The following is a 20,643-nucleotide window of genomic DNA, read 5'->3' on the forward strand; positions in this document are numbered from 1 at the left end:
TGACGTGTGCCGGGAGAGCGGATGTGGGGATGCTGAACGGCCGGGTACGCCGTTCGCCTAGCCGGCGGCGGTCTCCTTCGTCACGCAGCCGGCGAGCAGCCGCGCCGCCTCCTCGGGCGCGAGGGCGCGCTCCAGGACGAGGTCGCCGGTCATGTGCGGGAAGAACCGGCCCGCGGGCCAGCTCCGCTGGTACGGCGGCGGGTCCAGGACGAGCAGTCGGGCACCGTCCACGACCGGGATGTCGCAGGGGGTGCCCTCGTTCCACACCCACTCCCCGGTGGGACTGACGAGGTTGAAGGAGCCGGTGGTGTGCACCTGGCCCGGCCGGTCGCGGCAGACGGCTGCCTCCGCCGGGGAGGGGGCCCGGCCCGGGAGGTGGCCGCCGCCGATGAGCACGTCGGCGAGCAGGGTGTGCAGCTGGAAGTTGTCGCCGAGGCCGCTCATCCGCAGCGCGTAGCCGGTGCCGGTGGGGCGGTGCAGGACGATCAGCGGTTCGTCGTCGAGGACGAGCAGGGCGTGGTGGAGGCACTTGAACTCGCGCCCGGTGGCCTCCTGCACGGCGCGCAGGGCCGTGAGCAGCCCGGTGCGCCGCTCGGCGCCGAGCCCGGTGCGGACGGTGGCGTGGTTGAGCATGGCGACGCAGGCCATCTCCCACTGGGGCAGTGTCAGCCAGGCCAGCGCGGCCCCGGGGCCGACCCGGTCGAACAGGGCCGGGTCCTGCTCGCCCTCCGGGTCCGGCGGTTCGCCGCCGCCGGTGGCCGCCCAGCGCTCGCAGAACTCCTGGACCCCGGCGAGCGTGTCGGCCAGTGCGTCCAGGACGTGCGGGGCGCAGTCGGCCGGATCGGCGCCGCGCTCCACACAGGCGCCGATGATCACGGCGACGGTGCCGCGCGGTCCGGGCGGCACCTCGTCGAGCAGTGCGGCGAGGCGCCGCGCGGCCTGCGCGGTCTCCTGCGCTCCCGCCTCCTGGAAGCGCTGGTACAGCTCCTGGAACTCGTGCTCGGCGCGCTCGGCGTCACGCTCCCGCACGGCGGACTCGAACCCGGCGACGGCTTCGAGGAACCGCATCCTCCCCTTGTTACCCAAGATCATGGACGGAGGGTACAGCGGCGGCGGTAACCAGACGGGGCCGGGTGAGCACCACGCCCCCGGCCCCGCCCGCCCGCCGTCGTCGACGAACGACCTTGTTCACCAGCGTCGTTACCGCTTCCCCGCCTTACGGGTGGCCCGCAGCCACTCCCGGTTCATGCCGGTGATGGACATCAGCGGGATTCCCTTGGGGCAGGCCGTCGCGCACTCGCCGGTCAGCGTGCAGCCGCCGAAGCCCTCCGCGTCCATCTGGGCCACCATGTCGAGCACGCGGGTCTCCCGCTCGGGAGCGCCCTGCGGCAGCACGTTCAGATGGTTGATCTTGGCCGAGGTGAACAGCATCGCCGCCCCGTTGGGGCACGCCGCCACACACGCCCCGCACCCGATGCACTCGGCGTGCTCGAAGGCGAAGTCGGCGTCGGCCTTGGGCACCGGCGTGGCGTGCGCCTCCGGCGCGGAGCCGGTCGGCGCGGTGACGTACCCGCCGGCCTGGATGATCCGGTCGAACGCGGACCGGTCGACCACGAGGTCCTTGATCACCGGGAACGCGGCGGCCCGCCACGGCTCGATGTCGATCGTGTCGCCGTCCTTGAAGGACCGCATGTGCAGCTGGCAGGTGGTGGTCCGCTCGGGCCCGTGCGCGTCACCGTTGATCACGAGGGAACACGCGCCGCAGATGCCCTCACGGCAGTCGTGGTCGAAGGCGACCGGGTCCTCGCCGGCGAGGATGAGCTGTTCGTTGAGGACGTCCAGCATCTCCAGGAAGGACATGTCGGACGAGATGCCGTCCACCTCGTAGGTGGACATCGTGCCGTCGGCGTCGGCGTTCTTCTGCCGCCAGACGCGCAGGGTGAGCTTCATGCGTAGCTCCGCTGAGTGGGGTGGACGTACTCGAAGACCAGGTCTTCCTTGTGCAGGACGGGAGCGGAGCCCGTACCGGCGAACTCCCAGGCGGCCGCGTAGGCGAACTCCTCGTCCCTGCGGGCGGCTTCGCCGTCCGGGGTCTGGGACTCCTCGCGGAAGTGGCCGCCGCAGGACTCGGCGCGGTGCAGCGCGTCCAGGCACATGAGTTCGGCGAGTTCGAGGTAGTCGACGATGCGGTTGGCCTTCTCCAGCGACTGGTTGAACTCCTCGCCGGTACCCGGCACCTTGATGCGCCGCCAGAACTCCTCGCGGATCCGCGGGATACGCTCCAGGGCCTTGCGCAGCCCCTCGTCGGTGCGGGCCATGCCGCAGAACTCCCACATGATCTCGCCGAGTTCGCGGTGGAAGGAGTCCGGGGTGCGGTCGCCGTCGACCGTGAGCAGCTGGTTCAGCCGGTCCTCGGTCTCCGCCAGCACCTGCTGAACGGCCGGGTGTTCGGGGGTGACCGGGTCCTGGTGGGGGTTGCGGGCCAGGTAGTCGTTGATGGTGGCCGGCAGCACGAAGTAGCCGTCGGCGAGGCCCTGCATCAGGGCGGAGGCGCCGAGGCGGTTCGCGCCGTGGTCGGAGAAGTTGGCCTCACCGATCGCGAACAGGCCGGGGATGGTGGTCTGAAGGTCGTAGTCGACCCACAGCCCGCCCATCGTGTAGTGCACCGCCGGGTAGATGCGCATCGGCACCTCGTACGGATCCTCGTCGGTGATCCGCTGGTACATGTCGAAGAGGTTGCCGTACTTGGCCTCCACGGCCGCCCGGCCCATGCGCTGGATCGCGTCGGCGAAGTCCAGGTAGACGCCCTGGCCGCCGGGCCCCACTCCCCTGCCCTCGTCGCAGACGTTCTTCGCGGCGCGGGAGGCGATGTCGCGCGGGACCAGGTTGCCGAAGGAGGGGTAGATGCGCTCCAGGTAGTAGTCGCGCTCGTCCTCGGGGATCTGGTTCGGCGGACGGTCGTCGCCCTTGGCCTTGGGCACCCAGATCCGGCCGTCGTTGCGCAGCGACTCGCTCATCAGGGTGAGCTTGGACTGGTGGTCGCCGGTGCGCGGGATGCACGTCGGGTGGATCTGGGTGAAGCAGGGGTTGGCGAAGTAGGCGCCGCGCCGGTGCGCCCGCCAGATCGCGGTCGCGTTGGAGTTCATGGCGTTGGTCGACAGGTAGAAGACGTTGCCGTAGCCGCCGGAGGCGAGAACGACCGCGTCCGCGAAGTACGTGTCGATACGGCCCGTGATCAGGTCCCGGGCCACGATGCCGCGCGCCCGCCCGTCCACGACGATCAGGTCGAGCATCTCGGTGCGCGGGTGCATCTCCACGTTCCCGGCGGCGATCTGCCGGGACAGCGCCTGGTAGGCGCCGAGCAGCAGCTGCTGGCCCGTCTGACCGCGGGCGTAGAAGGTGCGGGAGACCTGGACGCCGCCGAAGGAGCGGGTGTCGAGCAGGCCGCCGTACTCGCGGGCGAAGGGCACGCCCTGCGCCACGCACTGGTCGATGATCTCGACGGAGATCTGCGCCAGGCGGGCGACGTTGGACTCGCGGGCGCGGAAGTCGCCGCCCTTGACGGTGTCGTAGAACAGCCGGTGGATCGAGTCGCCGTCGTTGCGGTAGTTCTTGGCCGCGTTGATGCCGCCCTGCGCGGCGATGGAGTGGGCGCGGCGCGGGGAGTCCTGATAGCAGAACTGGACGACGTGATAGCCCTGTTCGGCGAGGGTGGCACCCGCGGAGCCGCCCGCGAGACCGGTGCCGACCACGATGACCGTGTGCTTGCGCCGGTTGGCGGGGTTGACCAGCTTGGCCTCGAAGCGGCGGGTGTCCCAGCGGTCGTGGATCGGGCCGGAGGGGGCCTTGGTGTCGGCGACGGGTTCGCCGGTCGTGTAGTTCACGTAGTCGGTCATGTCAGCTCACCACTCCGGTCATGACGCCCACGGGTACGGCGATGAAGCCGGCCGTGAGCAGCAGCGCGAGGACGTCGGCGACGGTCTTCAGGGCGCGGTCGCGGGCGCGGCTGCCGACGCCGAGGGTCTGCGCGGCGCTCCAGAAGCCGTGCCGGATGTGCAGGCCGAGCGCGAGCATCGCGACGATGTAGATCACGTTGCCGTACCAGGTGGAGAAGGTGTCCACGACGTTCTGGTACGGGTGGCCCGGCTGGAAGCCGCCGGAGTGCACGGTGCCGGTCGTCAGGTCCAGGATGTGCCAGACGACGAAGAGCCCGAGGATGATCCCGCCCCAGCGCATGGTGCGCGTGGCGTAGCTCGCCCGGGGCCGCGAGTGGACGTACTTGTCGGGCCGCGCCTTGATGTCCCGGCGGCTGAGCTGGTAAGCGGACGTGGCGTGGGCGACCACGGCGACGACGAGGACGACCCGGATGATCCAGAGCGTCCACTCGTAGTGCATGAAGGGTTCGCCGATGGTGCGCAGCCAGTGGGCGTAGTGGTTGAACTCGCCCGCCCCGAAGTAGATCTTCAGGTTTCCGATCATGTGCACCACCAGGTAGAGCAGCATGATCAGACCGCTGACGGCCATCACCGTCTTCTTGCCGACGGAGGAGTCCCACATCGTGCGCGCCATGGACGGCCGTCGGTCCGTCCGCGTTGCCAGAGCCATGGAACAGCACGCTAGGGCCGAAGGTCCCGATCGGTCCAAGACATGGTACGGCTCGTTTCCATAGACCAGGACTATCATCGCAGCATGCAGTTCCAGCAGCTCCAGTACTTCGTGGCCGTCGCCGAGACCCGGCACTTCACCCGGGCCGCCGAGCTGGTGCATGTGGCCCAGCCGTCGTTGTCCCAGCAGATCAAGGCGCTGGAGCGGGAGCTGGGCGCGGATCTTTTCCAGCGCGCCCGGGGCAACATCACGCTCACCGACGCGGGCGAGGCGCTGCTGCCGCTGGCCCGGCGGATCCTCGCGGACACCGACACCGCCCGGCACGAGGTGCAGGAACTGGTGCAGCTGCGGCGCGGCCGGGTACGCCTCGGCGCGACGCCGAGCCTGTGCACGGGCCTGCTCCCGGACGTGCTGCGCGCCTTCCACGACCGCTACCCGGGCATCCGGCTCATGATCGAGGAGGGCGGCTCCCACGACCTGGTGCGGGAGCTGGCCCGCGGGGCCCTCGACCTCGCCCTGGTCGTGCTCCCCCTGCCGACGCCGTCACCCGCGCTGACCACCGAGGAAGTGCTGCGCGAGGACCTCGTCGTCGTCTCCTCCCCGGAGGCACCGGCACCCGGCCGGGGCGGGCGGGCGGTCCACATCACGGATCTGGAGCGCGAGCGCCTGGTGATGTTCCGCCACGGGTACGACCTGCGAGAGCTGACCGTCGCGGCGTGTCGCTCCGCCGGGTTCGAGCCGGAGTTCGCGGTCGAGGGCGGTGAGATGGACGCGGTGCTGGGATTCGTGCGCGCGGGGCTGGGGGTGGCGGTCGTACCGCGGATGGTCGCGACCCGGGCGGGACTCGGGCTGCGGGTCACCCCGCTGGCCCGGCCCGGACTGCACCGGACCATCGCGCTGGCGCACCGCAGCGATGTGGCCCCGCCGCGGGCCGCGAGGGAGCTTCAGCGAATGCTGCTGGAGCGGTGAGGACCGACGCCGGGCGACGCACCGCGGCAGGTCGTGCACGGACCGGGGGCGTGGCGGCGGTGCGTCGTCCCCGCCGGGACGACGCCGGCGGCCGGGGGCGTTCCAGCCGAGCGGGCAGTGGGCGGCCGCCTCGGGAGGCCGCCGCACACGACGGGTCCGGTCAAGGCTCACAACGAACGGACGGGGCGGGGGCGGGGAGGCACCTGGCCGCGCACGGATGCCCGGCCGGGGCCCGTCGCCGCCTCGCCGATCCGGCTTGCCCCCCGCCGCTTCCGCGCCGCCGCGGGACACGATGGCGCGGAAGGACGCGCCACCGCACACCGTTTCGGCCGGGCGCCCCACGTGCGACCGCGTGAGACGCGCCGCTTCCGGGGGCCGCGGCCGCGCCTCATGTGCCCCTTGCCCGCTGCCGGGGCGGCCGCGTCATCCCGTCGCGTCCGCCAGCGCCAGATCGTGCAGCCGCTCCGGTGGACCCGGGCGGGCGTAGTACCAGCCCTGGGCCGTATCGCAGCCCAGGACACGGAGTTGTTCGGCCTGGGCGCCGGTCTCGACGCCCTCGACGGTGACGGCGAGGTCGAGGCTGTGCGCGAGGGTGACGATGCCCTCGACGATCTTCAGGTCGACGGGGTCCGCGGGGAACTGCTGCATGCCCTGGGTGAAGGAGCGGTCGAGTTTGAGGACGCTCACCGGGAGGCGGCGCAGGTTGGCCAGGTTCGAGTAGCCGGTGCCGAAGTCGTCCAGGGCGATGTCCACGCCCATCTCGGCGAGTCTGCGCAGGGGTTTGAGCAGATCGTCGTCGGCACCGATGAGCGCGGACTCGGTGACCTCCAGGCACAGGGCGTCGGGGGTGACGCCCGCGCTTTCGAGGATCTCCACCGTGTCCTGGACCAGGCGGGGGTGGCTGAGCTGGCACGGCGACAGGTTGACGTTGATCCGCAGCGGCCCGGCGTCCTGGCCGCCGTGCCGCTCCCGCCAGGCGCGGGCCTGCCGGATCGACTCCTCCAGGACCCAGCGGCCGAGCGGGACGATGAGGCCGGTGTGCTCGGCGAGCGGGATGAAGCGGTCGGGGCCGAGCACACCGTGCTGCGGGTGCAGCCAGCGCACCAGCGCCTCGGCGCCGCGCACGCTGCCGTCGCCGAGGTGCACCAGCGGCTGGTACTCGATGAAGAACTCGCCGCGTTCCAGGGCGGTCGGCAGGGCCGTGGTCAGGCCGTGCCGGGTGATGGCGCGGGCGTCCGCCTCCGGGTCGGCCAGCTCGGCGCGGTTGCCGCCGGCCGACTTGGCCCGGTACATGGTGATGTCGGCGCTGCGCAGCACCTCGGCGGCGGTGCGTTCACCCGCCGGGCCCTCCACGATGCCGAGGCTGCCGCGCACCAGCAGGTCCCGGCCGTCGATGCTGATCGGCGTGACCAGCGCGTTCATGATGCGCTCGGCCAGCTCGTCCACGGCACGCTCCGTGCCGGGTCCGGTGGTCAGCGCCACGAACTCGTCGCCGCCGAGCCGGGCGACCATCTCGCCGGGCGCGGTGGCGCAGGACTGGAGGCGGTCGGCGACCTCCACCAGGAGCCGGTCGCCGGCCGCGTGGCCCAGGCTGTCGTTGATGGTCTTGAAGCCGTCCAGGTCGAGGTAGCACAGCCCGAAGCGCTGGCCGTCCCCGGCCGCGAGGACCTTCTCCAACCGCTCGAAGAACAGGGTGCGGTTGGGCAGGCCGGTGAGCGCGTCGTGCGTCGCCTCGTACCGCAGCCGCAGGTTCAGCAGCCGGCGTTCGGTGGTGTCCTCCATCAGCGCCAGCTGGTACTGCGGTCTGCCGTCGGCGTCGCGCAGCAGGGAGACCGTGAGGTTGGTCCACAGCACCGTGCCGTCGGGCCTGTTGAAGGCCTTCTCCAGGTGGTAGTGCTCGCGTTCGCCGCGGACCAGTTCGTCGTAGAGCCGCCAGGTCTGCGGGGCGTCCTCGGGGTGCGTCCAGTCCTGCACCCGGCGGCCGCGCAGCGCGTTCTGGGTGAGCCCGAACATGCGCAGCAGGGCCTCGTTGACCTGGAGGATGTGGCCGTCGAGATCGGCGATACCGATGCCTATGGCGGCGCCCTCGAAGACCGCGCGGAACCGGGCCTCGCTCGCGTGCAGCGCCTGCGCCACCACGCCCTGGGCGCGCAACGCCGCCTGGGCGATGGACTCCTGCTCGGCGAGGGTGCGTCCGCGCAGCGCGTGCGCGTAGCCCGCGGCCATGGCGTGCTGCAACCGCGAGGAACGCATGCGCAGTTCGTCCTGGGGGCCGTCCCCGCCGCAGTAGAGCACCAGGTAGGCGTCCACGCAGTCCAGGGTGCGCGAGAGCGCCTCGGGGTCGGTGCAGTGCGCCTCGACCAGGGCGGCCCCGACCGCCTTCGCCGCGTCCGCGTCGAAGCTGCGGGCCGACAACAGCTCGCTCAACCGGCGTGCGAGCGGAAGGAGTTGTTCCTCGAACTCGGCGCGGGTGCGCGACGTCGAGGCCACCGGGTACAGCGCCCGGCTCCAGATCGTCGTCAGCCGGCGCAGTCTGTCCTCCGGCCCGTCCGGCTCCGCGCTCACGCCGTACGCCCCACGCCGGCATATCCGGCGAAGGCGAACGGGTCCTCGTCCTCGGGCGCCGATTCCGGGCGCCAGAGCGGCAACGGCACCAGTCCGGGTTCCACCATGTCGTACCCCTCGAAGAACCGCGCGACCTCGTCGCGCGAGCGCATGATCAGCGGGTTGCGAATGTCCCTGTATACGTCCACCGCGCCCTCGGCCCGCTCCGCGGACACGGGGATTCCCTCGTACGAGGCATGGGTGAGGATCAGCATGCTGCCGGGCGCGAGCGCGTCGCGCAGCTCCGCCACCGCCCCGTAGGGGTCGTCCGCGTCTTCCACGAAGTGCAGTATGGCAACGAGGAGGAGGGCGACTGGCCGGTTCAGGTCGATCAGCCGCCGCACTTCGGGGCTTTCGAGGATCTCCTGCGGCCTGCGCAGGTCCGCGGCGGCCACGTCCGCGGTGTCGTTGCCCGCGAGTACCGCCTGGCTGTGCGCGACGGCGACGGGGTCGTGGTCGACGTAGACGACGTGGGCGCCGGGGGCGGCGGACTGGGCGATCTCGTGGACGTTGCCGTACGTCGGGATGCCCGAGCCGATGTCGAGGAACTGGGTGATGCCCTCCCGCGCGGCGAAGCGCACGGCCCGGCGCAGGAAAGCCCGGTTGGCCTGCATCGTCTTGGGCAGCCCCGGCATGAAGTCCATGGCCTTGCGGGCGGCCTCCCGGTCGACCTCGAAGTTGTGCGAACCGCCCAGGTAGTAGTCGTAGATGCGCGAGACGCTCGGCACCGAGATGTCGATGCTGCGTGGGGCCCAGGCGGGACGCTCCATTATCTCTCCAAGGCGGGGACGTGGATGTAGGCGATCCGGTGTTCGAGCAGAGGCTACTGATCGCCCGCCAAAGGAGCGACCCGAACCGGAAATTGACCATCCGTTCCCGGTCACTGCCTGCGGCAAGTGCCCGGCCGACCCCGCTCGGTGACGCCCTGCGCCGGGAATCCCGTCGACCGCCGTCCACCCCACGCCATCGGGACGGGTGACACCTCGCGCGGCTCTCCATTTGACGGCCGGGCGGCGCCTTCGCACGGACCGAGGAACGCAGGAGGATGTCTTTTCGGCCATGTCGGACTCATCCGATCGTCAAACCACCGATCGGCTTTATCCCCCCTTCGGACCAATACCGGCGCACTCCCGGTTACGGCCGTGCCGTGCGCCTCATGATCTCCGCGTGCATGGACTCCACGTGACCCGACGCGCCTCCGTCCCCAGGGTGTTGGCCCTGCTGGTGCTGGGCTGCGCCCTGGCGGGATGCCCGGCCGGCCCGGCGTCGGCCGACGCCTGCGCGTACGCCTCCGCGGGCCCGGACGGCACGGCGGCGGTGGCCTCGGCGGGCGACGCCTCAGTGACGGTCGCCACGGGCGCCGGCTCCCCGGCCGTCACGGGTGACGCCTGGACCGCCGCCGGCGGTGCCCCGGTCTCCGCCGGCGGTGCCCCGGTCTCCGCGAGCGGTACTTCAGTCGCGGCGGGCGGTGGCTCGCTCGTGGCGGGTGATGCCACGGTGGTCCTCTCCGGCGGCCACCGCCACCGGCCGGCACCCCCGCACCACCACCCGTTCCCGCCGCCCCGGCACTGCCCACCGCCGCCCCCGCCGCCGTGCCCGCCCGAGCCGACGCCCACACCGACGCCGACGCCGACACCCACGCCCACCCTGACGCCGCCTCCGACGCCGACGCCCGAACCGCGGCCCACGCCGGAACCCGCGCCGCCCGCCCGGGTGCCCCGGCCCGTGCCCGCGCCCACTCCCCCGCCCGCGCCGACGCCCGTACCGGCCCCGAAGCCGAGGCCCGCGCCCGCGCCGAGGCCCGCGGTGACCCCGGTGAGCTACCCGGCGTACCACCCGCGTCCGGCCGCCGGGCCCGCGCCGGGCCGCACCGCGCCCGTCACCTACGTCCTGCTCATCGCCGTACCCGCGATCGTCGCCGTCGTGGCCCTGCGCCCGCGCTGACCATCGGGCCGCTCACCTCTGGAGGTATCCGTTGTCGGATTGGCTTGTTCTCGTCCTCGGGATGCTGGGGGCCTGTGCCGTGGTGGTCCTCGTGACCTTCGTACGGCACCGGCGGGCACCCGAGGACGAGGACCCCAACGAGACCCCCGACGTCATCGAGTACATGACGATGTGGATCGGCGTCGTGTACGCGATCGTCCTGGGTCTGGCCATCGCGGGCGTGTGGGAGGCGCGCAGCTCCGCCCATGACCACGTGCAGTCCGAGGCGCAGGCGCTGCACGAGATCTCGGAGCGGGTGCGCGTCTATCCGCCGGGGACCCGGGACCTCGTCCGGGCCGATGTCAACTCCTATGTCAGCTACGTCGTGCACACCGAGTGGTCCACGATGGCCCGCGAGGAGCGCGTCACCGACCGCGGGACCGCGCTGTTGCAGAAGGTCCGCCAGGACGTCACCGACTACCAGCCGAAGAACGACTTCGAGGCACAGGCCTACCAGCCACTGCTGGACCAGATGGCCGCCGCGGACCAGGCGCGCAACGCGCGGGCCGACTCCACGGGCGCCACCATGCCGTCGGTGGTGTGGTGGGGGCTGCTCACCGGGGCGGTGGTCACCGTCGGCATGGTGTTCGCGCTCCAGATCCGGCGCACCGCGAGGGAGCTGGTGCTGGCCGGGCTGTTCTCCGCGACCATCGCCTTCATGCTGTTCCTGATCTGGGACCTCGACTCCCCGTACAGCCGGGGCATCGCGGTGACCGCCGAACCGTTCCTCAATCTGTTCCCGGGCGTCACAGGCTGAACGATCCCGGACCGGCGGGCCGCGCACGGCGGCCGCCGGTCCGGGCGTCCTCGGGGTTCTCCCGGCCGGAGGGTCCCTCTCAGGGCTCTTCCCTCAGAGGTCTGCCTCCGTGGGTCCTCCCTACGGGATCAGGCCCGCCGCTCGCCCCTGCGGCGCAGCCAGTAGGCCCCGCCGCCGATCAGGGCCATGCCGACCAGGCCGCCGCCGATGGCCATGTCGGCCGTCGTCGCGCCACTGGTCCTGCTGCCGCCGAGCCCGCCGTTGACGCCGCCGATCACCGTGAAGGCCCGGGGCCGGGTGATGGTGCGGCCGTCGCAGCGGACGGAGATGTCGTACCGGCCCGCGCGCGCGTTGCGGTTGATGTAGACGACGCCTCGTGAGACGTCGTCGCGGAACGGTGTCAGAGGAGCGGTGCGGAAGGCGCGGGAGGCCATCTCCCCGCCGCGCCGGCACCCCTGCACGGTGACGGTCAGCCGACCGCCGGCCGCGACCACGCTCGGCGTGACGGCGATGATGCGCAGCCCGCCGAAGTGGTCGCCGCCGACATCACCGCCGAGGCCGTTGTCACCGGGGCCGAAGTCGTCGCCGCGTCCGTTGCCGAAGTCGTCGCCGCGCCCATTGCCGAAGTCGTCGCCGCGCCCGTTGCCGAACTCGTCGCCCCGGCCGTTCCCGCCTCTGCCGTTGTCGTCGCCCCGGCCGTTGCTGCTGATCCGGCCGTTGCCGCTGATCACGCCGTTGAAACGGCCTTCGAAACGGCCGTTCCCGTTGAAGCCCCCGTTCCCGTTGAAATTCCCGTTCCCGTTCCCGTTCCCGAAGTTGCCGTTCCCGAAGTTGCCGTTTCCGTTCCCGTTTCCGTTGCCGAAGTTCCCGCCCCCGTTCCCGCCCCCGCCGCCCACGCCCCCACCGTTTCCGCCTCCGCCGTTCCCGCCCCCGCCACCCACGCCACCGATTCCGAAGTTCCCGTTCCCGTTCCCGAAGTTGCCGACGCCGGTACCCGGACCGACGATGGTCCCCGTGCCCGTGCCTCCCGTGGTGCCGCCCCCGTTGCCCATGCCGTCCGCGACGGCCACGGGGGCGGCGAGCCCGAGCACGGCCACCGCGGTGCACGCGGCCGCCAGGGCGCGTTGGTTTCGCATGTGATCCTCCGCGGAAGGCACCCCGGGGCCCGTCCCCGGTCGATCGGCGAGAAAGCACCTCCCAGCAAAGACCCTCGGGCGCGCGGAACACGCCCGCATGTCGAGAATGGTCCGTCCGGATGATCCGACACCCCGCACGACAACCTGACAATCCGATATAGCCGCAGGTCACGGACCGTCAGAAAATTCCTGGGAACGGCAACTCGGATGGCGCACCACGAGGGTGCGGGGCCACCCGTTCGCCACTCGGCCCGTCGCCGGGCCGGTGCGCGGGACTTAGTTTTTTCCCATGCGCAACGCAGGGGACGACCGACGCTTCGAGACGGGATGGCGCGTGTCCGCGCCACGGCTGTACCCGCCGGCCCGGCTCGTCGATGAGGACGAGGACGACGCCGAACGGCGCCGGCGGCGCGCCCCGTGGGGCGTGATGGCGCTGCTGCTGCTCTCCGGATTGGCGCTCATCCGCAACGGCTCGGGCGAGTTCGACGTCGGCCCGCCGCAGCCCGCCTCGGCCGCCGCCCCCGACACCCGGGCCCCGCGGACGCCCCTGTCCACCGCACCCGTCGCGCTGCCGTTCTCCGCCGCGGACCGGGTGCGGATCCCGGCGATCCACGTGGACGCGCCGGTCACGCCCGTCGGCCTGGACGCGACCGGCGCGGTGAGCGCGCCGCCGCCCGAGGACCCCGGTCTGGCGGGCTGGTTCACCGGCGCGGTCTCCCCCGGCGAGAAGGGCACCTCGGTCATCGTCGGCCACGTCGACAACCAGCAGGGCCCCGCCGTGTTCTACGGCCTCGGGGCCCTGAGGAAGGGCAACCGCGTCGAGGTCCTGCGCAAGGACGGCAGGACGGTGGTGTTCGAGATCTACGGTGTCGAGGTCTTCTCCAAGGCCGGCTTCCCCGGCGACCGGGTGTACGGCTCGAAGGGCGCGCCGGAGCTGCGCGTCATCACCTGCGGCGGCGGTTTCTCGAAGCAGAACGGCTACGACGGCAACGTCGTCGTCTTCGCCCGCCTGGTCGCGGTCACCTGAACCACCGCGGCCCGGCGGGCTGAGAGGTCTCCCGAAAGGCGGCCCGGACGGTCCCGGGAAGGCGTCAGACGCGCCGGCTCGGCACCGTGAGGCGATAGCCGCTGTCGAGCAGGTACGGCAGCCACTCCTGAATGGCCTCCACGGTCTGCGAACGGTCGCCCCCGGCGTCGTGCGAGAGGACGACCACGCCCGGCGCGGCGCCGCTCTCCACCCGCTCGATGATGACGTCGGTGCCGGGCGTGTCCCAGTCGGTGGTGTCGACGGTCCAGGCCATCGGCTCCATCCCCATCTCGGCGCCCAGTTGGAACGCGGCCCGGTTCCAGGCTCCGTAGGGGGCACGGAACCACTGCGGGCGCTCGCCGTAGCTGGCCTCGATGATGTCGCTGGTGCGCTCCATCTCGGACTTGATCTCCCCGCGGTCGAGGGTGGTCAGCAGGGGGTGCGTCCAGGTGTGGTTGCCGACGACGTGCCCCTCCTCGGCCATCCGGGCCACCAGGTGCCGGTTGGCCTCGACGCACTCGCCGCACAGGAAGAACATCGCCCGTACGTCGTGCTTGGCGAGGGTGTCCAGGATGTGCGGGGTGTAGTCGGGGTTGGGACCGTCGTCGAAGGTCAGCATCATCTGCCGGCCGCGTTCGGAGATCCGGAAAATCGGTTCCGTGCGCACCCTCGGCCTGCGCGGCACGGAGCGCGGCGGGCCGCCGCCGGTCAGCGGCTGGAGGCGGAAGGCGGAGGATTTCAGGGGCGCCTGACGGGCCTGGGGGCCGGGGACGGGCGCGGGGCCGGGGGGCCGCGCGGCCTCCTCGCCGTCACCCGCCACGACGAGTCCCGCCGTGCCCGCGGCTCCCAGAGCGGCTGCCCCGGCGAGGAGCATGCGACGGCGTGTGAACAACTGATCTTTCTGCATGACTCATCAGTCGCCCCACAAGGGGTCGCCGCACCGTAACGGCACGGGTGTGCGGGCGGTTTTCCACCCGGTCGGACCACAGTGGAAGTCCGGTGGAACCCCGAAGGGGTCTCTGGTAGTCCTTCATTCGGCACGGACATCGTCACGACAACAAGCGGGGGAGCGAGCCGAGTTGGCGTCGTCAGGGGGAGCGGGCCGGATGCGGCGCAGCGGGCCGGCGGTGGTGCTGCTGGCCGTGGCCCAGGTGTTGGTGGTCTTCGACACCACCATGTTCACCATGGGCCTGCCGTGGCTCATGGCGCGGGCGGGTCTGAGCGTCTCGGGCCTGACCTGGCTGGTGACCGTGTACAGCGTGTGCTTCGCCGCGCTGCCCGCGCTCGCGGCGGCGCTCGGTGAGGCGTTCGGTCAGCGGCGTGTGCTGACGGCGGGACTCGTCCTGTCGACGCTGGCCGCCGCGGTGCCCGGGGTGACCTCCGACGCCTCGCTGCTGCTGGGTGCGCGGGCGGTGCAGGGCGTCGCGGCGGCGATGATCACGGCGGGCGCGCTGGCGCTGATCGACGCCGCGCACCCGGCGGGGCCGGTCCGGGACCGGGCGCTGAACGTGCATTTCGCGGTCGTCGCCGCCGCGCTGCCCGCGGTGCTGCTGCCGGCCGTTCTGCTGCTGGACCTGACGGGCGACACCGAGACGGCCTTCTGGGTGCAGGCCGCGGCCTCGGCGGTGCTTCTGGTGCTGACCCCGCTGGTGCTCACCGAGACCACGCCGGTGCCCGACGGCGCGCGCCGGGTGGGCAGGGCCGCCCAGTGGGTGGTGCCCCTGGGGTTCCTGGCGTGGTTCGCCGACTGGCTCGGCAACCACAGCGTGTCCTTGGAGACGGTCGTCCTGATCGCGGTGGCCGGCGCGCTGCTGCCCTCGGTGCTGGCCTGGGTGGGCCGGGGCGAGCGCATGCCGGAGCTGTTCGCGCGGCTGTACCGGGAGCGGGCCGCGGTCGGCGCGTACACGGTGGTGGCGCTGGTGGCGACGTGCCTGGCCGGGCTGTTGTACATCCTCTCGCTCGCACTCCAGCTGCTCGGTGACATGTCCCCGGTGCAGGTCGGCTGGGCCATGCTGCCGGCCGTCGCCGGGATCGCCCTCGGGTGGCTGGTGCTGCCCGTGCTCGCGGCGCGGATCGGGGTCGGGATCACGGTGGCCGGTGCCTGCGCCGTGGCGGCCGTCGGGTTCCTGGTGCTGAGCCTGCGCGGCGCCGCCGGTTTCGGCGCTGTGGTGCCGCCGCTGCTGCTGGTCGCGTTCGGCTGCGGGGTGCTCGCGCTGCCGGTGGGCTTCGCCCGCTCGGGCAGCGGTGCCCTGCCGCAGGGCCTGAACTCCTCCCGGCAGTTGGGCGCGGGGCTGGGGGTGTCGCTGTTCCCCGGCATCGTCGTGGCCGTGCAGCAGGAGTCGTCCTCCCGGATGACCGACATCAAGGCGTACCGGTCGTACCTGGCGCACGGCGCGCACGACTGTTTCCAGCTGGGTGTGGCGTTGTCCCTGGCCGCGATGGTGGTCGCGCTGCTGACCCTGACCCGGATCACGCCGGCCCCGGAGCCGGAGCCCGAGCCGGGGCTCAGCGGCGGCGCACCAGCGGGAACGGCAGGGTCTCCCGGATCGTGAGGCCGGTGAGGAACATGACGAGCCGGTCGACGCCTACGCCGAGGCCGCCGGTCGGGGGCATCGCGTAGTCGAGGGCCTGGAGGAAGTCCTCGTCGAGTTCCATGGCCTCCGGGTCCCCGCCGGCCGCCCGCAGCGACTGCTCGGTGAGCCTGCGGCGTTGCTCGACGGGATCGGTCAACTCGGAGTACGCGGTGCCGAGTTCCATGCCGAAGGCGACGAGGTCCCACCGCTCGGCGAGCCGCGGGTCCGCGCGGTGCTGCCGCGTCAGCGGGGAGACGGCGGTCGGGAAGTCCTTGTAGAAGGTGGGCAGTCGGGTGCGCTCCTCGACCAGCCGCTCGTACATCTCCAGGGCGATGTCGGCGGGGCCGTCGTCGGCGGTGTACGGCACGGACGCGCGGTCGCACAGCCGGTGCAGGCGCAGCAGTTCGGTGCCGGGGCCGATCTCCTCGCCCAGGGCCTCGGACAGGGCGCCGTACACGGTCTTCACCGGCCAGTGCCCGGAGATGTCGTACTCCTCGCCGTGCCGGTGGGCCACCGGGGCACCGTGGACGGCGGTGGCGGCGCCCTGGACCAGTTCGCGGGCGAGGTCGAGCATGACGTCGTAGTCGGCGTACGCCTGATAGGCCTCCAGCATGGTGAACTCGGGGTTGTGCTTGGGCGATACGCCCTCGTTGCGGAAGGTGCGGCCGAGCTCGAAGACCTTCTCCAGGCCGCCGACGCACAGGCGTTTGAGGTACAGCTCGGGGGCGATGCGCAGGTACAGGTCGAGGTCGTAGGCGTTGCCGTGGGTGGTGAAGGGCCGGGCGTTGGCCCCGCCGTGGATCTGCTGGAGCACCGGGGTCTCGACCTCGACGAAGCCGCGGTCCAGCAGGCCCTGGCGCAGCGCTCCCACGGCGGCGGAGCGGGCGCGCAGCACCGCACGGGCGGCGGGCCGGGTGACCAGGTCGAGGTGGCGCAGGCGGACCCTGGCCTCGGGGTCGGTCAGGCCACGGCGCTTGTCGGGCAGCGGGCGCAGGCACTTGCCGGTGAGCTGCCAGGAGGTGGCGAAGACGGTGGGCTCGCCCCGGTCGCTGAGGCCGCTCGCTCCGCTGACGGTGATGTGGTCGCCGATGTCGGCGTCGGTGGTGAAGCGGTCGAGGGCGGCGCCGCAGCGGTCGCGGGTGAGGGCGATCTGGTGGTCGCCGGACCAGTCGCGCAGCACGGCGAAGGCGATGCCGCCGAGGTCGCGGACGAGCATGATCCGTCCGGCGACGGTGACGTCGGCGCCGGGCGGGACGTCGGCGAGGGCATGGGTGGGGGGCCGGACGCCGACGGGGTAGGGGTCGGTGCCGGTGGCGCGCAGGCGGTCGAGTTTGCGCCGGCGGACGCGGATCTGGTCGGGCAGGCCCGCGTCCGGGGCGGCGGGGCCGGGGGCGGGCGCGGTCGCGCGCGGCGGGAGCGGGGGCGCGGGCCGCGGGCCGGTCGCCCGTCGGCCCTTTCCCCACAGGGTGCGCAGCGACGGTACGGGGACGAAGCCCTCGGCGATGCCGGAGGCCAGGCCGATGCGGGCGAGGGAGGCTGTCTCGCCGTAGCAGATGAAGCGCGGGTACCACTCGGGGTGGTACTTGGCGTTGGAGCGGTAGAGGGCCTCCAGTTGCCACCAGCGGGAGAAGAACAGCAGCAGTCGGCGCCAGAGCCGCAGGACGGGTCCGGCGCCGATCCGGGCGCCCTCCTCGAAGACCGAGCGGAAGACCGCGAAGTTCAGCGAGATCCTGCGGATGCCCAACCGGGGAGCGGCGGCACACAGTTCGGTGACCATGAACTCCATCACGCCGTTGGGCGCGGCGCGGTCGCGGCGCATCAGGTCCAGGGAGACGCCGTCGGTGCCCCAGGGCACGAAGGAGAGCAGCGCGAGGAGCCGGCGGTCCTCGCCGCAGGCCTCCACGAGCAGGCAGTCGCCGTCGGCGGGGTCGCCGAGCCGGTCCAGGGCCATGGAGAAGCCGCGCTCGGTCTCCGTGTCGCGCCAGGCGTCGGCCTTGTCGACGATCTCCTCCATCTCCCGTTCGCCGAGGGTGGCGTGGCGGCGGATGCGGCAGGTGGCGCCGGTGCGGCGGACGCGGTGCACGGCCTGCCGGGTGACGCGCATGTCCCGGCCGCCCAGATCGAACCCGGCGACGTGCACGATCGCCTCGTCGCCGAGCTGGAGGGCGCCGAGTCCCGCGCGGGCGTAGGCGCGCGCGCCGTCCTCGGACGCGCCCATCACGGCGGGTGCCCAGGCGTAGCGGCGGGCCAGGTCCAGCCAGGCGGCGATGGCGTGCGGCCAGGCCTCCGGGTCGCCGACGGGGTCACCGCTGGCGAGGCACACCCCGGCCTCGACGCGGTAGGTGACGGCGGCCTTGCCGCTGGGCGAGAAGACGACGGCCTTGTCGCGGCGGGTGGCGAAGTAGCCGAGGGAGTCGCGCTCGCCGTACGCCTTGAGCAGGGCGCGGATGCGGGCCTCCTCGTCGCCGTGCAGCGCGGCCTCCAGGCGCTGGGACCGAAACAGCGTGGCGGCGGCGTTGAGGAGGGCGAGCGCGCCGAGCAGGCCGAGCACGAAGGTGACCTCGCGGGGCGGGTGCCCGGCGAAGGAACTGCTGGAGACGAGGCCACCGCACACCCGGTCGGCCGCCCAGGCCAGGTGCTGGCCGGCCGGGAGGGTGCCGGGGAAGAGCAGGACCAGGCCCCAGCCGAGCAGGATCGCGACGGCGAGCCCGGCGAGCAGGACGGCGAGGGCCCGCCACACCGCGCCGCGGCGGGAGGCGGCGTAGAACTCGCGGCGGGCCACGAGCAGCACGATCAGCAGCAGACCGCACAGGACGAGGGAGGGCAGCGACTGGGCGTACAGGCCGAGGGCGAGGCCGAGCGCGTCGGTGAGGACGACCAGGCCCAGATAGACGACGACCAGCCACCAGGCGACCTTCTTGCGGGCGGCGGTGGCGCCGGCCAGCAGGAACAGGAAGACGGCGTAGGCGAGGTTGGCGCTGATGGGGACCAGCAGCAGGTCGACGCCCCGGACGAGCGGACGCAGCACCCGCCGCAGCGGCTCCACGAGCGCGATCGCCGCGCACAGCAGCCCGAGCCCGGCGAACAGCGCACCGAAGGCCTCGGGCACCCGTCCAAGCCGCCCACCGCCGTCCGAGGGCCCCGCCCCCGTGCCGTCCCTACGCGCGGCGGGCTCCGCGGTGGCGGTCATGGTTCCGACTGTAGGTACGGGGGCGGGGGACGCGCGCGTCGAGGCGTGAGGCCCACGCGCCCCGTCGGTTCATGGGAAGCGACCGTTCCGATAGCCTCGGGACGTGACGGAGCAGCACGAAGAGCATGCGCACCTGTTCGAGCGGGGCACGGACGGGCCGAAGGTGATCCTCGTCGGGGTGGACGGCTCCGACTCCTCGATGCGGGCCGCCGCGTACGCGAGCGGCCTGGCGCGACGGCAGCGCGCGCTGCTGGCGGTGGTGTACGTGCAGCCCGTGCTGGCGGCCGGTGCGGCCCTGGGGGCCCCGGTGATGGAGACGACCGACGAGATCGCCGAGGACCTGGTGGGGCAGATCCGGGAGGCGGCCGAGCGGCTCCGCGGGATATTCGAGGTGCGCTGGGAGTTCCACACCTTCCGCGGCGACCCCTACGCCGGACTGGTGACGGCCGCCGAGGAGCTGAAGGCGGACGCCGTGGTGGTGGGCGCCTCGGAGCAGGCCGGGCACCGGATCATCGGGTCGGTGGCGGTGCGACTGGTGAAGGCGGGACGCTGGCCGGTGACGGTCGTTCCGTAGCCTCCCGGGGCTCGCGCAGGAGCAGCAGCGGGGTGAAGAGCAGCAGGATTCCGGCGACGGCGATGGCGGTGCGCGGACCCGTGAGGCTCGCGAGCAGACCCCACAGGGCGGTCAGCGCGGCCGTGGTGGCCTTGCCGGAGATCGACCAGGCGGACAGGGTGCGGGCGACCCGGTCGTTCGGGGTGCGCTCCAGGCGGCGGGTGGCGTACACCGGGCTGTAGACGGCCGAGCAGGTGATCACCCCGAACTCCAGGATCATCACGAGCAGCAGGCCGGGCGGTCCGGGCCGGACGAAGGCCAGCCCGAGGGGCCAGACGACGCGCAGGGTGCTCACGGCGCGCAGCACCGGCTGCTGCCCGTACCGGGCGACCAACGGGCGTGCCAGCCGTGCGCCGAGGAGGCCGCCGAGGCAGGGCACGGCGAAGGCGAGGCCGTACTGCCAGGGCGTGAAGCCGAGCGGGCCGAGCATCAGGACGGCCAGTTGGGGTGCGGCGACCATGATCAGGGCGTTGGCCGCGAGGTTGTTGAAGAACAGGGGCCGCAGGGTCGCGCTGGTGAGGATGTGCCGCCAGCCCTCGACCAGGTCGGCGGCCCGCAGGCGTGCGGCGCCGGTGCGTGCGGGGTGCGGCTCGCCGTCGCCGACGGCCCGCAGGCCCAGGGCCGACAGCAGGAAGCTGACGGCGTTCGCCATGACGGTCGTCAGGGGGCCGAAGAGGCCGATCGCGGCGCCGCCCAGGGGCGGCCCGAGGACGAGGGCTGTCCAGTTCGTGGACTCGAACCGGGCGTTCGCGGTGAGGAGCCGGTCGGCCGGAAGGAGCGTCTTCAGGAAGGCGCCCGAGGCCGCGTTGAAGGTGATGTCGGCCGCCGCGACGATCACGGAGACGGCGAGCACCTGGCCGAGGCCGAGCCCGCCGAGGGCGTAGGCGACGGGGAGGGTCAGCAGCGCGGCGAAGCGGGCCAGGTCCATGGCGATCATCACCGGCCGCTTGCGCCGGAACTCCACCCAGGGTCCGAGCGGCACCGCCAGTACGGCGCCCACGGCGGGCCCGGTCGCGGCGAGCAGGGCGACCTCGGCGGGCCCGGCGTGCAGCGCGATGACCGCGATCACCGAGAACGCGTCGAAGGCGAGATAGGTGCCGAGCGCACTCACCGCGTACGCGGCCCACAGCCACCCGAACCGCCGTCCCAGCCTCATCCACAACCTCCCGTTGACCGGGGACATGAA

General features: G+C 72.7%; 16 protein-coding genes. 6 read left to right on the top strand and 10 right to left on the bottom strand.

The window, feature by feature from the left end; all coding sequences use genetic code 11:
- Nucleotides 1-57: 57 nt before the first annotated feature.
- From QSK45_RS16105 to QSK45_RS16120, 4 genes are all read right to left on the bottom strand, one after another.
- Nucleotides 58-1,092, bottom strand: coding sequence for a hypothetical protein (locus QSK45_RS16105; protein WP_285557369.1), 1,035 nt, complete (start codon nt 1,090-1,092; stop codon nt 58-60).
- A gap of 108 nt (nt 1,093-1,200) precedes the next feature.
- Nucleotides 1,201-1,950 (bottom strand): succinate dehydrogenase/fumarate reductase iron-sulfur subunit, encoded by a 750-nt coding sequence (locus QSK45_RS16110; RefSeq protein ID WP_285557370.1) that lies wholly within the window; start codon nt 1,948-1,950, stop codon nt 1,201-1,203.
- On the bottom strand, nt 1,947-3,896 hold the full coding sequence (locus QSK45_RS16115) for a fumarate reductase/succinate dehydrogenase flavoprotein subunit (protein ID WP_285557372.1): 1,950 nt from the start codon (nt 3,894-3,896) through the stop codon (nt 1,947-1,949). The genes QSK45_RS16110 and QSK45_RS16115 overlap by 4 nt, the downstream gene beginning before the upstream one ends.
- 1 nt (nt 3,897) lies before the next feature.
- A complete protein-coding gene (locus QSK45_RS16120) occupies nt 3,898-4,569 on the bottom strand; it encodes a succinate dehydrogenase (protein ID WP_285557697.1) in 672 nt (223 codons plus the stop codon).
- A gap of 120 nt (nt 4,570-4,689) precedes the next feature.
- Here QSK45_RS16120 and QSK45_RS16125 point away from each other — a divergent pair, with 120 nt between their 5' ends.
- Nucleotides 4,690-5,574: a LysR family transcriptional regulator gene (locus tag QSK45_RS16125; protein WP_285557374.1), complete on the top strand. Its 885-nt coding sequence runs from the start codon at nt 4,690-4,692 to the stop codon at nt 5,572-5,574.
- 423 nt (nt 5,575-5,997) lie between these two features.
- Here QSK45_RS16125 and QSK45_RS16130 read toward each other — a convergent pair whose 3' ends face one another.
- Nucleotides 5,998-8,139, bottom strand: coding sequence for a putative bifunctional diguanylate cyclase/phosphodiesterase (locus QSK45_RS16130; protein ID WP_285557376.1), 2,142 nt, complete (start codon nt 8,137-8,139; stop codon nt 5,998-6,000).
- Nucleotides 8,136-8,948 (bottom strand): SAM-dependent methyltransferase, encoded by an 813-nt coding sequence (locus QSK45_RS16135; RefSeq protein WP_285557378.1) that lies wholly within the window; start codon nt 8,946-8,948, stop codon nt 8,136-8,138. The genes QSK45_RS16130 and QSK45_RS16135 overlap by 4 nt, the downstream gene beginning before the upstream one ends.
- Before the next feature lie 412 nt (nt 8,949-9,360).
- On the opposite strand from QSK45_RS16135, the gene QSK45_RS16140 reads away from it, so the two are divergent.
- Nucleotides 9,361-10,122 (top strand): hypothetical protein, encoded by a 762-nt coding sequence (locus QSK45_RS16140; protein WP_285557380.1) that lies wholly within the window; start codon nt 9,361-9,363, stop codon nt 10,120-10,122.
- Nucleotides 10,123-10,153: 31 nt separating this feature from the next.
- Entirely contained in the window at nt 10,154-10,918 is a 765-nt protein-coding gene (locus QSK45_RS16145; protein ID WP_285557381.1) for a bestrophin-like domain, read from the top strand.
- A 128-nt stretch (nt 10,919-11,046) separates the two neighbouring features.
- On the opposite strand, the gene QSK45_RS16150 is transcribed toward QSK45_RS16145, so the two are convergent.
- Nucleotides 11,047-12,054, bottom strand: a complete 1,008-nt coding sequence (locus QSK45_RS16150) for a hypothetical protein (protein ID WP_285557382.1) — start codon at nt 12,052-12,054, stop codon at nt 11,047-11,049.
- Nucleotides 12,055-12,481: 427 nt separating this feature from the next.
- On the opposite strand from QSK45_RS16150, the gene QSK45_RS16155 reads away from it, so the two are divergent.
- Nucleotides 12,482-13,081 (top strand): class F sortase, encoded by a 600-nt coding sequence (locus QSK45_RS16155; RefSeq protein WP_285557698.1) that lies wholly within the window; start codon nt 12,482-12,484, stop codon nt 13,079-13,081.
- A gap of 64 nt (nt 13,082-13,145) precedes the next feature.
- On the opposite strand, the gene QSK45_RS16160 is transcribed toward QSK45_RS16155, so the two are convergent.
- Nucleotides 13,146-13,988: a polysaccharide deacetylase family protein gene (locus QSK45_RS16160; protein WP_285557384.1), complete on the bottom strand. Its 843-nt coding sequence runs from the start codon at nt 13,986-13,988 to the stop codon at nt 13,146-13,148.
- Nucleotides 13,989-14,187: 199 nt separating this feature from the next.
- On the opposite strand from QSK45_RS16160, the gene QSK45_RS16165 reads away from it, so the two are divergent.
- On the top strand, nt 14,188-15,633 hold the full coding sequence (locus tag QSK45_RS16165; protein ID WP_285557387.1) for an MFS transporter: 1,446 nt from the start codon (nt 14,188-14,190) through the stop codon (nt 15,631-15,633).
- On the opposite strand, the gene lysX is transcribed toward QSK45_RS16165, so the two are convergent.
- The gene (gene lysX, locus QSK45_RS16170) at nt 15,587-18,844 is read right to left on the bottom strand and encodes a bifunctional lysylphosphatidylglycerol synthetase/lysine--tRNA ligase LysX (RefSeq protein ID WP_285557389.1); all 3,258 of its coding nucleotides are present in this window, start codon (nt 18,842-18,844) and stop codon (nt 15,587-15,589) included. The genes QSK45_RS16165 and lysX overlap by 47 nt on opposite strands.
- Nucleotides 18,845-18,947: 103 nt before the next feature.
- Here lysX and QSK45_RS16175 point away from each other — a divergent pair, with 103 nt between their 5' ends.
- Nucleotides 18,948-19,418 (top strand): universal stress protein, encoded by a 471-nt coding sequence (locus tag QSK45_RS16175; protein ID WP_285557391.1) that lies wholly within the window; start codon nt 18,948-18,950, stop codon nt 19,416-19,418.
- On the opposite strand, the gene QSK45_RS16180 is transcribed toward QSK45_RS16175, so the two are convergent.
- On the bottom strand, nt 19,354-20,613 hold the full coding sequence (locus QSK45_RS16180) for an MFS transporter (protein WP_285557393.1): 1,260 nt from the start codon (nt 20,611-20,613) through the stop codon (nt 19,354-19,356). The genes QSK45_RS16175 and QSK45_RS16180 overlap by 65 nt on opposite strands.
- Nucleotides 20,614-20,643 lie beyond the last annotated feature (30 nt).

The sequence above is a fragment of the Streptomyces hygroscopicus subsp. hygroscopicus genome (assembly GCF_030269125.1).
In the GTDB taxonomy this organism is placed as follows: Bacteria; Actinomycetota; Actinomycetes; order Streptomycetales; family Streptomycetaceae; genus Streptomyces; species Streptomyces hygroscopicus_C.